Here is a 14403-nt window from a genome sequence, read left to right as displayed (position 1 = left end):
TGGCCTCGATCCACCCGATGCGCCAGGCTGTGGCAAACCCTTTGCCAGGCTAAACCCATGAGCCAGCACACCCTTCGCGTCAACGGTATCGAGCTGAGCGTACACATCGCCGGCCCTGAACACGGCCAGCCGGTGTGGTTGCTGCACGGTTTTCCTGAATGCTGGCATTCCTGGCGCGAGCAGATACCGGCGCTGGCGGCGGCGGGCTACCGGGTTTTCGCGCCGGAGATGCGCGGCTATGGTCGGTCGAGTTCGCCCGCCGAGATTGCCGATTACGACTTGCTGACGTTGTGCGGCGATATCCAGCAAGCCATGGACCATTTCGGCCACCGCGAGGTGGTGATGGTCGGCCACGACTGGGGCGCCGTTGTGGCCTGGCACCTGGCATTACTGGAGCCCGAGCGTGTCACGCGGTTGATCACGATGTCGGTGCCGTTCGCCGGGCGTGCCCGCCGGCCAGTGATCGAGATCATGCGCGAGCTGTACGCCGACCGATTCAACTACATCCTGTACTTCCAGGCGCCCGGCGTGGCCGAACGGGAATTGAATGCTGACATCGAGCGCACCCTGCGGTTGTTCATGCAGGACCAGGACGTGTTCTTGCAGAAGAAATCCCCCGATGCCACCTTGCTCGACGGTGTCTCAACCCCCGCCACGCTGCCAAACTGGTGCCGCCAGCAAGACCTCGACGTCTACGTGCAGACGTTCACCGAGCACGGCTTTCGCGGCCCGTTGAACTGGTACCGCAACTTCGAACGCAACTGGCAGCGCACCGAAGCCCTGGCGGGCCGGCAGGTGCTGCAACCGACGCTGTTCCTGATCGGCGACCGCGACCCGGTCGGCGTGTTTGAAGCCCATACGATCAAGCGCATGCCCGATTCGGTGCCCGTGCTGGAGCAACACGTGCTCGCCAACTGCGGGCACTGGATCCAGAACGAGCAGGGCGCTCAGGTCAACGCGCTGATGCTCGGGTTTCTGCGAGCGGCATTGGCAACTGACGCTGGTTGAAACGAGCAACATTTACGTACGAACTGTTCAAACGCTTTTCAGAAATGGCGCCACTTAAGTGTCGTCCATTCGAAAGGTACCTTGCCCATGCTCATTTCCCAACGGCCGTCCCTCAGCGTGCTCACTATGGGGGCCCCATCCGATGCCCTCCTCACGCTGCGTCGGGCGCCTCGATCTGCCTCCGACCCTGCGGATGAAGACACTTATTCCCGTACTGCTGGGGATAAAGTCGTTGTGTCGAATTACATCAAGGCGCTGGAAACGGCTCAGTCGAACAATGCCGAGGAGTACGAGCGCACCCCCATACCCGTTCCTGCCTACTCGACACTGGGTCAATGGTGGCGACAGTATCGCGAGGCACTGGCCAACCCGGCGTTCCTCGCTTGGGCACAAGCGCGGGGCCTGGATCCATCCAGTATGCTTCTGGAGCCTCACAGTGGTTTCCTGACAGGCTCCTTTAACGGCAAGACACTTTACCTGAGGCCGGAGTCGGACCCTGGCTGGAAAGCCATTTCGCCACCCATTCTGGAGGCGGCGAAAGTCGTGGCGCCCGTGCGGGCTGGCGACGCCCTCGTACTTGAATCCGCCGCTGAAGATATCCCCCTGGAAGTCGTGGGTAATTTTTATGGTGAAACTGCTGAACACATGACTAGAGAGCAGGCGCCGGTACGGGCTCGGGCCTTGAGCAAAACAGGTCGCTTTCCCTCCGATCTGTCGACGGATCCCCAGCGGACAGATGCCGCGCGTAGCCCTGAGAAGCTCGCCACCCAGCAACAGGTGCTGGCGGGTATTGATGACCGCTACAGCCTTATGATCGGTGGCCCCAGCCAGTCCGCACAGGCCAGGGCCGACAGGGAGCTGGCAGCGCGGTACAGCGCGTTGTTGCAAGAGGGGGCATGGGGAGAAATCCTGGGCTACGGCACACGCTTGCCGAATGTGCCAGGACATTCTTCCTTTGGTCAGTGGTGGCATTATTATTGTGAAACCTACAAAAGCCCGGATTTCCTCGCGTGGGCCGCCGCCAAAGGCCTTGATCTGTCGACCATGGTGATCAGCAAGCGGGACGGCACGATGTATGGTGAATTCAACGGCGAGTTCCAAACACTCACGCTCAAAGATGACTCGGGTTGGGCTCAAGTAGCCGAACCGATTTTGAAAGCGGGAGCTGCCATTGCTGCCAACCCTCGCTTTAATCACCTTCGTCCTCCGATTGGCTACCCGCAAGATGCGCCGCCGTTGTTATTGGTGGGGCTGTTCTACGGCGAAAACACCCGGGCATTGAGCAAAGAGCAGGCCAAACCGGACGCTCAGCGCATTGGCGCCAATCCCGCGTTGTTCAATCGGACCTTTGACGACACTGATCCGCGCTCCAGCCGGCGGCTGGCTGACCTGCAATTGTCGGCTGGCAAAGCCCAGGATCGGTTCAATCTGATCGAAGGGCTGGAGCACGTAAAGCGTGCGATAGACATGGGTGCAGGAGGAAGCACTGAAAGGCTTCTGGCTGGTATATCCATGCCGATTCACCCCCATTCTGCCTACGCTCAGGAGGCTCGCACCGCAAAACCTGCAACGGTGAGCCTCAAGCAGTTTCTGGAGGGCAGCGGGTTTGATGTGCCGACAACGCGGGCGCAACTGTTGAATCTACTCGCAGTCTTGTCCTTCACGCTGCCTGACCCGGCACCGCACGGTAATGGCTGGACATTGCTGGGCAGTGGATTGTTGAGTGCGCAGCAGCGTGCTGACATCGTTGCCCAGCTCCCGCAGGTGCTGGCGACACTGAAAATAAGTGGCCGCGTCAGTGACGCATTGGCGCCGACTGCAGGCAGCACCAAAGCCTCTCGCCAACCTGAGAACGTACTGGAAAGCATGTTGAGCGGCGCTCAGGCTCAAGCACTGGGCAAGGCACTTGAGACGACCCTCCAAGGCAAGTCAACGCCAGGCCGTGCCGCGCAGTGGGCAATGACCGCCCTGGTGCTGGATCTCGACCCCGACGCAGGCGTACTGCGTCATAAAGTGGCCGGATACGATTTGGCTCAGGAGAAGAACTGGGGGAGATCACCCGCATTAATTCTTGAAGAGCTGACTCGACATCTCGTGGCTCAAGGCAAAGTGGGCCTCTCGCAAGCCGGTGCGGCCGCAAGGTTACTTCTGGCCGGAACGGCACCGGCATTTCTTGTAAGGGAGTTGCCCTCCAATCTGATCTTTGGGTCACAACCCTGGGCGATCTTGAGCATGGCCGTGGCACGTATCGAGCAGATGGCGCCAGGCTCCTCCAGTGCGATGACGTTCACGCAAGTCATGGCCTTCAGCAACACGCAGCCGGTGACCGTCACCGAGCGTCAGGCACAAGCCAGCGCTCAGCGCGATGCTTTGGTGGATTGGGGGATCATCAATGGGGTCATATCCAGGCGCCCGGACGATGCCTACCCCAGCGAAGACATTGAGCGAGCTCGTGTCCGATTCAATGTTCAACAGGGCCAGCGGTTAGCGGCCAGCGACGCGCAACAGGCCGAGGTGCCTTCACGTCGCACCATGGCACTGGCTGAGCTAAAGGCAGCGTTGGGTGAGGGGGTCGATGTCGAGTCGTTGTCTGTCACGTCCGAGCACCCGTTCAGTATCGCCGAGTTGTTGATACCGCCGTTCGGGCTTCTGGAAAGGCTCAGTGACACGACGGCGCAACGATATTCCATCCTTGAGTTGTACATGGCAGGCGCTTTCGCACACCCGACTGTGAACTGGATCTGTAAAGACTCGAACGTACCGTTTGAGTCAATCAAGGAAAAGTTGAAAAAACTGCCCGATATCAAAAAGCGATTTCATGAAAAATTCCAGCGCTACATCGGCGGCCTGGAAGACAGTATTGCGGTCAATATCCGCAACATGATCGCTCAACTCCCTCTGGAGGATCGGAAAAATCTTGCGTTCGGGAAGCCTGAACTGTTTACGGTGCGCCAGGGGCTCTTCGTCAACCCGCGCAGCGACTATGGCAGCCAGGCCGAGGTGCGAAAGGGGTACTTTGGCGTCTTGATCCGAACCACTCGAACGTCTCCGGCCACCTGCTATGAGCTTTTTCCCGGGCGTGGGGAGTTGCGAAAAAATATCGAGTTGCCGGACCCCTTTGAGTTAGGTCCCAGTAACGCCAACGAACAGCCTATGGTTTTTCAAGGTGGAGTCACTCAGGGCGTAGAGGCTGGCTGGCCGCTGAACCTTGATTATGACGCCTATTTCAAGGGGACAACGCCTCGCGCCGGAGCCCGAAGTACGGACGTTATTATCGACAGGTTGTCGGTTTCTCCTGGGGACGTTCCGGCAGATCGTCCAAACCTGGATCAGGATAGGGTGCCCGACAGTTATTTTTCCTCGTCTACCACCACGCTGGCATCTGCCGTGGCAGGATTTCTGGTCTCCAACATCAAGGCAATGGAGACGACTGCGCAAGGCACCACCCTTTTCGAGAAAAACCAACAGTTTGAGCAGCGGGTGGAAGAAACACTGCTCAATATGCTGCCTTTTGTTTCTGCCTATAAAAAAGCCCGTGCAGGGGATACGGTTGGCGCGTTTACCGACGCCGAACTGGATGTGTTCGGCTTTCTCATGCCTGAGTTGAAAGCGCTCGATACGGGTGAGGGCGTCGTGGAGAAATGGGGAAGCAGAAACCTTGAGGCCGAAGCACTGGCGCCGGAAGCAGCCCAGGGTGACGGTTTACTGGTGATGGGCAACCGGCTAGGCGTGTTATCGGCTGCAGGCCATGGGTTGAACCGGCAGCATTTGCTCACGCCCTCGCAACTGGAAGCCCTGTCACGGCGCGAAGATATCGCGGTCGGCTCGGTACAGGTTGATTCGCGAACGCGGGAGGTCATTGCGCAATACGATGAAACCTCTGCGCAGTGGTACGCCTACGACGTCCAGGGAGGAGGATCCTACGGGTTGCCGCTGAGCAACTTCATTCCCAAAGCCTCGACAGCCTTGCGCAACGTCGTTGGCACATCGAGTGCTTTGGTCAGTCTGCTCGGTCGCCACCTGCAAGGCAGTCACCAGATCACGATGAGCACCACCATGGAGGCCATCACGCAAATCGACGGTGAACTGTATACGTTTGAAGACACTGTACAGGGCGTCAAGCGCTTGAACATATGTGCCCATGGCAAAGAGCTGGACATTCTGGAAACGTTAAAAGGGGAACGTTCGAGCGTACTGTTGAACGGGGTCGAACATTCACCCTCCGACCTTTTGGAAAAGCTCAAAGGGAAAAATATCGATCCGAGTCGTTATGACAATGTGCGCTTATTGATCTGTTATGCGGGGAATGGGCGCACGCCGTTTGCTCAAGAGTTCCAACGCCTGATCAAACGGCCGGTTCATGCGTTTGTTGGGCCTGTGACAATGACGCACGGCTCTACCACCATGGACAAGGTTTTCGCCGCGGCCAGGGCTTCCCATGGTTCCGCTGGGGAGGCGTTGGTGCGCTCGAAGTTCTCCAATGCCCAACACCGTGTGGTCAACGTCAACCCGTACTCGCTGATGAGTGAACCGGCCCAGTACCTCAAGTTCACCCATAAACCGGTGACGTTCACATAGGTCCTGCGCCGGGGCTGTGGATACCCAAGCTAAATCTAAACGTTGCGCCGCGACCAGGAGCGTCCATCAGGTGAATGTCCTGGCCGTGCAACTGAAGAATCCGATGCACGATGCGCAACCCTAGCCCGCCATCCCGGCGGGCACCGCCAATGGTGAAAGCTCGCAGGAAAAGCCCTTCCCGCAGGTCACTGTCGATCCCGGGACCGCTGTCACTGACGGTGATGTCAACGCGATCCTTCAAGGGCGTCAGCGTTACGGCTATGTCACCGTGTAAAGGCGTATGCCGCAACGCATTGTCCAGCAGATTGGTCAGCACCCGCTCGATCAGCCCTAGGTCGGCGAGCACTGTCGGAACCCTGGGGGGCAGGTTGGCGGTGAGGGTGATATTGCGTGCTTCGGCCGTTAGTTCGAACTTCTGGAATATGTCCTGCACCAGGTCGGGCAGCGAAAAGCCTTCGATCACCGGCTGCACAAAGCCATGTTCCAGGCGCACCAGCTCCAGCAATGACTGGGCGAGGCTGCCGACCTTGCGGCTCTGGTCCAGGGCGATGCCCAGGTAACGGCGGCGTTCTTCGGGGCTCAGGCTGGCGTCCTTGAGGGACAGGGTTTCCAGGTAGCCGTGCAACGACGCCAGGGGCGTGCGCAGGTCATGGGAGATGTTGGCCACCATTTCCCGGCGTTCCTGGTCCTGGTGAGTAATGGCGCGCCATTGTTCGCCCAGGCGGTTTTCCATCTGCACGAAGGCGTGGTCGAGCACAGCGATCTCATCGCCGCTGGTGAGTTCGGGCGTCAGCGGCGCGGGGGGGTTGGGCGCGCCGTTGATATCGAACTGGCCGACCTTGTCGGTCAACTGGCGCAGCGGCCGGGTGATCCAGGCGAACGCAATCAGGCCCGCCATCAGGCACAGCAGCGCGACCAGGCCGATGGACCACAGCGCGATCTTGAGTGCCATGCCGGTGGCGTCCTTGGCGTCGTACACGTCATGGGCTTCGCCCAGCAGCACCACGTAGAGGAAACCGGTTTGTTGCCCGTTGGCCTTGAGCGGTGCGGCACTGAACACTTTGCGCCCATCAACGCTGCGCGGGTCGTCGCCGAGGATCGGCAGCATGGCGCCGCTGAGGAAGCGGCGCACCGGCGTCAGGTCGACACGATCACGCAGCAAATGCCCGCTGGGCGCGGCATTACCGACCACACGGCCGTCGATGTCGAGCAGGTACACCTCGACACTCGGGTTGACCAGCATCAGTTGGCTGAACAGGTTGCGCACGGCGTCAGGCTTGAGGCCGTCGGCGTCCATCAATTGGGTGTCGCGGGCGATGTGCGCCGCCAGGTCGCGGGACAGGCCTTGCACCACTTCCAGTTCATGCATGTGGTTGGAGCGCACCTGCAACCACGCCGACGTGCCGCTGCAAATCACCAGCAACACAGCGAACACCACCGACAGGCGTTGGGTCAGGGTGAGTTTCATGGCGCGCTCTCGGCAAATTTGTAGCCACGGCCCCACACCGTGAGGATGCGTGTCGGGTTGGCCGGGTCGACTTCGACCTTGGCGCGCAGGCGGTTGATGTGGGTATTGACCGTGTGTTCATAGCCTTCGTGGCTGTAGCCCCACACGGCATTGAGCAGGTCCATGCGCGAGAACACCTTGCCGGGCTGGCGGGCGAAAAAGTACAGCAGGTCGAATTCACGCGGGGTCAGGTCCAGGCGCTGGCCCTGCAGCGTGGCATCGCGAGTCAGCGGGTTGATGAACAGCTGGCCGAGGTCGAGGCTGCCGGCGTCCATCTTCAGGTTGCGCGCCATGGCGTCCACCCGGCGCAGCAGGGCTTTGACCCGCGCGACCAGTTCCGGCATCGAGAACGGTTTGGCCAGGTAGTCGTCGGCGCCCAGTTCCAGGCCGAGGATGCGGTGCAATTCGCTGGAGCGTGCGCTGGTGATGATGATCGGCGTGTAGCGCGCCATGGCCCGGGCGCGGCGGCAGATTTCCAGGCCGTCGACGCCGGGCAGCATCAGGTCGAGGATCAATGCATCCCAGCCGCCTTGCTCCAACAGGCCCAGGCCTTCGGTGCCATCGGCGCTGTGCACCACCTCGAACTGCTCGTCCCGCAGGTGCAGGCAGATCAGGTCGGCAATATGGGCATCGTCCTCGACCACCAGGACTCGTTTTGGCTGATCCATGTAGAGAAACCTTTACGTGTAGTCCGCGCATTGTGCGGGTTTTGCCACAGTGTAGTTATCACGAATTGTTTAACTCTGCGTGAGGATTCCGCGACCGTAAAAGCCGCAGCATGGCCCCAATGCCCAATGGTAGGAGCCGGCTTGCCGGCGATAGCGATCATCCTGATAGACCGCCATCGCCGGCAAGCCGGCTCCTACAGGGGATCGCAATGGATCGAAGAGGGGAATGCCATGTATTCACGTCGACAAATACTGCTGGCCGGTGGCGGCCTGGGTGTCGCCGTCCTGGCCGGTGGCCTGCTCAAGCAACTCAACGTGGTCAGCGACGCTGAAGCCGCCGAAACCTTTGAGGTGAGCCATACCGAGGCCGAGTGGCGCAGCCTGCTGACGGCCGAGCAATTCGACGTGCTGCGCGAGGAGGGCACCGAGCGCCCTTACAGCAGCAAGCTCAACGATGAACACCGCACCGGCACCTTCGCCTGTGCCGGCTGTGCGCTGCCGCTGTTTTCCTCGACCACCAAGTTTGACAGCCACACCGGCTGGCCGAGCTTCTGGCAACCGCTGGACAACGCCGTCGCCAGCCACGTCGACACCTCCTACGGCGTGGTGCGCAAGGAAATCCACTGCCGGCGCTGCGGCGGTCACCAAGGGCACGTGTTCGACGACGGCCCGCAACCCACCGGCCTGCGCTATTGCATGAATGGCGCCGCCATGACGTTCACGGCGGCGTAAGCCGATGTCTATTCATTCGTATAAGGGACGATCCCATGTGGCTTCTGGTTCTCGCGTATCTGGGCGGCGTGCTGACGATTGTCAGTCCGTGCATCCTGCCTGTTCTGCCTTTTGTCTTCGCTCGCACCGGGCAGCCGTTTATGCGCAGTGGCTTGCCGCTGTTAGCGGGGATGGCGGTGACGTTTGCCCTGGTGGCCTCGCTGGCGGCGGTGGGCGGCGGCTGGGTGGTGCAAGTCAATCAGTACGGGCGCTGGCTCGCGTTGCTGTGCGTTGCCCTGTTCGGACTCACGCTGCTGTTGCCGCAACTGTCGGAACGGCTGACGCGCCCGTTGGTAGCGGCCGGCAGTCGCCTCTCGGAAGCCGCCGGGGCCGACGCCAAGCCGCGTCCGGGCGCTTCGTTCCTGATCGGCGTGGCCACCGGTTTGCTGTGGGCGCCGTGCGCCGGGCCAATCCTCGGCCTGGTGCTCACCGGCGCGGCGCTGCAGGGCGCCAGCATCGGCACTACCTTGCTCTTGCTGGCCTACGCCGCGGGGGCTGCCACGTCCCTGGCGTTGGCGCTGCTGGTCGGCGGTAAAGTCTTTGGCTTCATGAAAAAGTCCCTGGGTGCCGGTGAATGGCTGCGCCGTGGCCTGGGCGCGCTGATGCTGGCCGGTGTGGCGGCGATTGCGTTGGGCCTGGACACCGGCGTGCTGTCGCGTTTGTCGACGGCTTCGACCGGTGGCCTGGAACAAAGCCTGGTCGACAAGCTGAGTGCCAAGCCTGAACCGAAGGGCGGGGCGATGATGGCCGGTGGCGCGATGATGATGGCCGCCAACCACAGCGACACGCTGCCGATTGAGGGCGCGCTGCCGCCGCTGGACGGTGCGGTGCAATGGCTCAACAGCCCGCCGCTGACGGCCGAAGGCTTGAAGGGCAAGGTGGTGCTGGTGGATTTCTGGACCTACTCCTGCATCAACTGCCTGCGCACCTTGCCGTATGTGAAAGCCTGGGCCGAGAAGTACCACGACCAGGGCCTTGTGGTGATAGGCGTACATGCACCGGAATTTGCCTTTGAGCGCGACGTGAACAACGTCACCAAGGCTATGAAGGACCTGGGCATCACCTACCCGGTGGCCATCGACAACAACTACAAGATCTGGCGCGCATTCAATAACCAGTACTGGCCGGCGCATTACTTTGCCGATGCCAAGGGCCAGATCCGTTATCACCACTTTGGTGAAGGTGACTACGCCGAGTCAGAGCGTGTGATCCAGCAACTGCTGCGTGAAGCCGGGGCCAAGAATGTGGCCGGCGGGTTGATCGAGGCCGACGCCAAGGGCGTGCAACAGGCGCCGGACATGAACGAGGTGCAGTCGCCGGAAACCTACCTGGGCTTCCAGCGCGCCGAGAACTTCGTCACCACCGGCACCCTGGGCACCGACAAGGTGGTGAACTACCCGGCGGCTGGCACCCTGGCGCTGAATAACTGGACGCTGGAAGGGCAGTGGAACGTCGGCGGCCAGCAAGCCACCCTCGATCAGGCGGGTGGGCGCATCGTCTACCGCTTCCATGCCCGCGACCTGCACCTGGTGCTGGGCCCTGGCGCCGATGGCAAGCCGGTGCGGTTCAAGGTGACGGTCGACGGCCAGGCCCCGGGCGACGCCCATGGCACCGACGTGGCGCCGGATGGCAGCGGCACCGTGACCGAGCAGCGCCTGTACCAGTTGGTGCGCCAGCCAGGTGCGGTGCAGGACCGTACCTTCAGCATTGAGTTTCTGGACCCGAACGTATCGGCTTACGCCTTCACTTTCGGCTGAATTGAAAACCCAATCACTGTGGGAGCTGGCTTGCCTGCGATAGCGTCGGGCCAGCCGCTTCATCTGGCCCTGATGCACCGCCATCGCAGGCAAGCCAGCTCCCACAGTCGACCGTGTTCTAGAGTGATAGTGATGAAACGACTCAAGTTTTTACCGGTGCTCGCTTTCGCGGTTTTTGTCGGCCAAAGCTCGGCGTTCTCCTTCGGTGGTGCTGAAGACGCGGTGATGATCGCACCCCCCGCCCTGGACCTGCCTGCCACCTCCGGTAACCTGCAGACCGCCGTGTTTGCCGGTGGCTGTTTCTGGGGCGTGCAAGGGGTGTTCCAGCACGTGCAGGGCGTGAAAAACGCCGTGTCCGGCTACGACGGTGGTGCGGCGAGTACCGCGCAATACGAGAGCGTCAGCGGCGGCGATACCGGGCATGCCGAATCGGTGTCGGTGACCTATGACCCGAGCCAGGTCAGCTATGGCAAGCTGCTGCAGATCTACTTCTCGGTGGCCCACAACCCCACCGAGCTGAACCGCCAGGGCCCGGACAGCGGCACCCAATACCGTTCGGAAATCTTTGCGCAGAACGCCGAGCAGCAAAAAGTTGCCCAGGCGTATATCGCCCAGCTGGACGCGGCCAAGGCCTTCGACAAGCCGATCGTGACCAAAGTGGAAACCGGCAAGGCGTTTTACCCGGCGGAGTCCTACCATCAGGACTTTCTCACCGAGAACCCGTCTTACCCCTACATCGTGATCAATGACCTGCCGAAGGTAGCGCAGCTGAAAAAACTGTTCCCCGACCAATACCGCGCAGAACCGGTCCTGGTGAAAAACCAATAACCACCACCGCCCACCCGTAGGAGCCGGCTTGCCGGCGATAGCAATCTTTCAGCCAATTAATCACTGACTGATCAACCGCCATCGCCGGCAAGCCAGCTCCTACAGGTGGGTGTCATCAAGCCTGGGAGTTGGCCTTGGCCAGGTACGGCGCCAGGCGTCGGCCCATTTCCTCACCCAATGCCTGTAACCCGCTCAAGGGGCGGACCATCACTTCAAACTCAATGATCTGCCCTTGCTCGTTGAAGCGAATCAGGTCGATGCCCTTGAGCTGCTTGTCGCCCACCCGGGCGCTGAACTCCAACACCACGCTCAGGCCATCGCCGGTCGCCAGTTCACGGTGGTAGGTGAAGTCTTCGAACACCTTGATCACGGTGTTGAGGATCATCGACACCACGGGCGCGCCAGGGTAGGGCGTGTGGGCCATGGGCGAGCGAAACACCGCGTCGGCGGCCAGCAGCTCGGGCAGGGACTTGAGATCACGGGCGGCCAGCATGGCGTGCCAACGTCGCAAGGTTTGGGCCGCAGCGGGGGTGAGGGTCAGTTCGGACATGCTCTGTACCTGTTCTTATGGTGGGAAGGCGTTGCACCTGCCCAACATAAGAGCGGTATCAAAGAGGGGTCAATCACCCGAATTGACAGTTAAGTGCCCCAATTGCACTCACACCACTTCCAGGTAAGAGCTGTGAATGGCCCGCGCCAGTTCGCGCACGGTGTCGATAAAGTCGGTGAGGCGGCTGTGCAGGCCGTCTTCGAGGATTTCGTCGATCCCGGTGTAGCGCAGCCTCGCTTCGAACTCGGCGGCCAGGCGCTGAGCGGTGCGCCCGTAGCTGCCGGGCAGGTCGGCGAGGATGTGGCTCAACTCCTCGATGCAGGCGTGCAATGAGCGCGGCACGTCACTGCGCAGCAACAGCAACTCAGACACCGACCGCGCATTCAACGCATTCGGGTACAGCTCGGTGTAGGCCTCGAACGACGACAGCGCCCGCAGCAGCGCGCTCCACTGGTAATACCCGCGTGCCGACAGGTCGCTGACTTCTTCCGATTCCTCGCCAAACATCTCATAACGCGCATCGAGCAGGCGCAGGGTGTTGTCTGCCCGCTCGACAAAGGTGCCCAGGCGAATAAAGCGATAGGCGTCATTGCGCATGATGGTGCCGGAGGTGGCGCCGCGAAACAGATGCGAGCGTTGCTTGACCCAGTCACAGAAGTGGCTGATGCCGTGCCGCGCCAGGCCGCCGGCGGCGATGCTGCGCATTTCCAGCCAGGTGGCGTTGAGGTTTTCCCACATGTCGGCGGTGATGCGCCCGCGTACCGCATGGGCGTTGCCCCGGGCGGCGCGCAGGCAGTTGTAGATGCTGGCGGGGTTTTCTTCGTCGAGGGCGAAGAAGTGCAGCATGCGTTCGGCGTCCAGCTGCTTGTGGCGCTCCAGGTAGCTGTCCAGGGTGCCGCTGCTGAGCAACGACATCGCCAGTTCATCCAGGCCATCGCTGCGCCCGGCCTGGGGCATCAGCGACAGCGAATAACTGACTTCGAGCATGCGCGCCAGGTTCTCGGCGCGCTCCAGGTAACGGGACATCCAGTACAGATCTGCGGCGGTTCTACTCAACATGATTCAGCCCTCCACCACCCAGGTGTCCTTGGTTCCGCCGCCCTGCGACGAGTTGACGATCAACGAGCCTTCCTTCAGCGCCACGCGGGTCAGGCCGCCCGGCACCAGGCGGGTTTCCTTGCCCGACAGCACGAAGGGCCGCAGGTCGATATGCCGGGGGGCGATGCCGTTTTCGACAAAGGTAGGGCAGGTGGACAGGCTCAGGGTGGGCTGGGCGATGTACGCGTGTGGGCGCGCCTTGATGCGTTGGCGGAAGTCCTCGATCTCGGCCGCCGTGGACGCCGGGCCCACCAGCATGCCATAGCCACCGGAGCCCTGGGTTTCCTTGACCACCAGTTCCGGCAGGTGCGCCAGCACGTGGGACAGTTCATCGGGTTTGCGGCACTGGAAGGTCGGCACGTTTTGCAGTACCGGTTCTTCGTCCAGGTAGAAGCGGATCATTTCCGGCACGTACGGATAGATCGATTTGTCGTCGGCCACCCCGGTGCCAATGGCATTGGCCAGCACCACATTGCCCGCGCAATAGGCGGCGACCAGGCCGGGCACGCCGAGCATCGACTCGGGGTTGAACGCCAGCGGGTCGAGGAAGGCGTCGTCGATGCGCCGGTAGATCACGTCCACGGCCTTGGGGCCGTCGGTGGTGCGCATGAACACCTTGAGGTCCTGCACGAACAGGTCGGCGCCTTCCACCAGTTCCACGCCCATTTCCCGGGCCAGGAACGCATGTTCAAAGAACGCGCTGTTGAAACGCCCCGGCGTCAGCACTACCACGTTGGGGTTGTCCAGGCGGCTGGAACTTTTCAGGGTCTTGAGTAGCAGGTTGGGGTAGTGGTCCACCGGCGCGATGCGCTGCTTGGCGAACACTTCGGGGAACAGGCGCATCATCATCTTGCGGTCTTCGAGCATGTAGCTCACGCCGCTGGGCGTGCGCAGGTTGTCTTCGAGCACGTAGTAGGTGCCATCACCGTCACGCACCAGGTCGACGCCGGAGATGTGCGAGTAGATGTCGCGGTGCAGATCCAGGCCCACCATGGCCTTCTGGTAACCCTCGTTGCCCAGCACCTGGTCGGCGGGGATGATCCCGGCCTTGATAATGCGCTGGTCGTGGTAGATATCGGCGAGGAACATGTTCAGTGCGTTCACGCGCTGGATGCAGCCGCGTTCGATCACGGCCCATTCACTGGCGGGGATGCTGCGGGGGATGATGTCGAAGGGGATCAGGCGCTCGGTGTCTTGTTCGTCGCCATACAAGGTGAAGGTGATCCCGGCCCGATGGAACAGCAAATCGGCTTCGCGGCGCCTCTGGGCCAGCAGTTCCGGCGGCGTATTGGCCAGCCAGCGGGAGAAATCCTGATAATGCGCGCGGCATACGCCTTGCGCGTCATTCATTTCGTCAAAGAAAGATCGAGCCATTCCAGTACCTTGTCAGTGCCGAGGGAAGCCTGGGTGGCACTGCCGCTTTAAAAACCGCATTTTTTATGAGCCCGTGGCTGAGGGTGCCACTGGGCTTGGTCCTTACTTTCTTATGGGGTGGGCTCTGGGTCGGGGGGTAACGAATGCTCCTGTTTCCGGGCAGATGAATGGATAAAGCAATGCTTGTGCCGAAACGGCGTTTCAGGCGTCGTTTACCGGTTTGCGGGTGACATCGGTTGTGTAGGAGCCCGGCTTGCCGGCGAT

The 14403-nt window shown here is 61.3% G+C and carries 10 protein-coding genes; 5 read left to right on the top strand and 5 right to left on the bottom strand.

Features of this window, described 5'->3' with window-relative positions:
* Positions 1 to 57 precede the first annotated feature (57 nt).
* Positions 58 to 1008, top strand: coding sequence for an alpha/beta fold hydrolase (locus HX792_RS23385; RefSeq protein ID WP_176998311.1), 951 nt, complete (start codon positions 58 to 60; stop codon positions 1006 to 1008).
* Between the two features lie 87 nt (positions 1009 to 1095).
* A complete protein-coding gene (locus HX792_RS23380; protein ID WP_176998310.1) occupies positions 1096 to 5586 on the top strand; it encodes a hypothetical protein in 4491 nt (1496 codons plus the stop codon).
* Here the strand turns inward: HX792_RS23380 and HX792_RS23375 are convergent.
* Both HX792_RS23375 and HX792_RS23370 read right to left on the bottom strand, forming a co-directional pair.
* A complete protein-coding gene (locus HX792_RS23375; protein ID WP_176998309.1) occupies positions 5579 to 7054 on the bottom strand; it encodes a HAMP domain-containing sensor histidine kinase in 1476 nt (491 codons plus the stop codon). The genes HX792_RS23380 and HX792_RS23375 overlap by 8 nt on opposite strands.
* Complete coding sequence (locus HX792_RS23370) at positions 7051 to 7761, bottom strand: response regulator transcription factor (protein WP_176998308.1); 711 nt, start codon at positions 7759 to 7761, stop codon at positions 7051 to 7053. The genes HX792_RS23375 and HX792_RS23370 overlap by 4 nt, the downstream gene beginning before the upstream one ends.
* 231 nt (positions 7762 to 7992) lie before the next feature.
* Here HX792_RS23370 and msrB point away from each other — a divergent pair, with 231 nt between their 5' ends.
* The 3 genes from msrB to msrA all read left to right on the top strand — a co-directional run bounded on the left by msrB (position 7993) and on the right by msrA (position 11117).
* Positions 7993 to 8493, top strand: coding sequence for a peptide-methionine (R)-S-oxide reductase MsrB (gene msrB, locus HX792_RS23365; protein ID WP_176998307.1), 501 nt, complete (start codon positions 7993 to 7995; stop codon positions 8491 to 8493).
* Between the two features lie 35 nt (positions 8494 to 8528).
* Positions 8529 to 10289 (top strand): cytochrome c biogenesis protein DipZ, encoded by a 1761-nt coding sequence (locus HX792_RS23360; protein WP_176998306.1) that lies wholly within the window; start codon positions 8529 to 8531, stop codon positions 10287 to 10289.
* Positions 10290 to 10421: 132 nt separating this feature from the next.
* Positions 10422 to 11117, top strand: a complete 696-nt coding sequence (gene msrA / locus HX792_RS23355) for a peptide-methionine (S)-S-oxide reductase MsrA (RefSeq protein WP_176998305.1) — start codon at positions 10422 to 10424, stop codon at positions 11115 to 11117.
* A 115-nt stretch (positions 11118 to 11232) separates the two neighbouring features.
* Here the strand turns inward: msrA and HX792_RS23350 are convergent, their stop codons facing one another.
* From HX792_RS23350 to HX792_RS23340, 3 genes are all read right to left on the bottom strand, one after another.
* Complete coding sequence (locus HX792_RS23350; RefSeq protein ID WP_176998304.1) at positions 11233 to 11667, bottom strand: nuclear transport factor 2 family protein; 435 nt, start codon at positions 11665 to 11667, stop codon at positions 11233 to 11235.
* A gap of 108 nt (positions 11668 to 11775) precedes the next feature.
* Positions 11776 to 12726 carry an alpha-E domain-containing protein gene (locus HX792_RS23345; RefSeq protein WP_017253783.1) on the bottom strand — a complete coding sequence of 317 codons (951 nt, stop codon included), beginning with the start codon at positions 12724 to 12726 and terminating at the stop codon, positions 11776 to 11778.
* 3 nt (positions 12727 to 12729) lie between these two features.
* Entirely contained in the window at positions 12730 to 14139 is a 1410-nt protein-coding gene (locus tag HX792_RS23340; protein WP_176998303.1) for a circularly permuted type 2 ATP-grasp protein, read from the bottom strand.
* Positions 14140 to 14403 lie beyond the last annotated feature (264 nt).

Origin of the sequence: Pseudomonas sp. B6002 (genome assembly GCF_013385985.1) — a bacterium.
GTDB lineage: Bacteria > Pseudomonadota > Gammaproteobacteria > Pseudomonadales > Pseudomonadaceae > Aquipseudomonas.
Note: the sequence above shows the minus strand (reverse complement) of the source record. Positions and strands in the feature narration are given on the sequence as shown.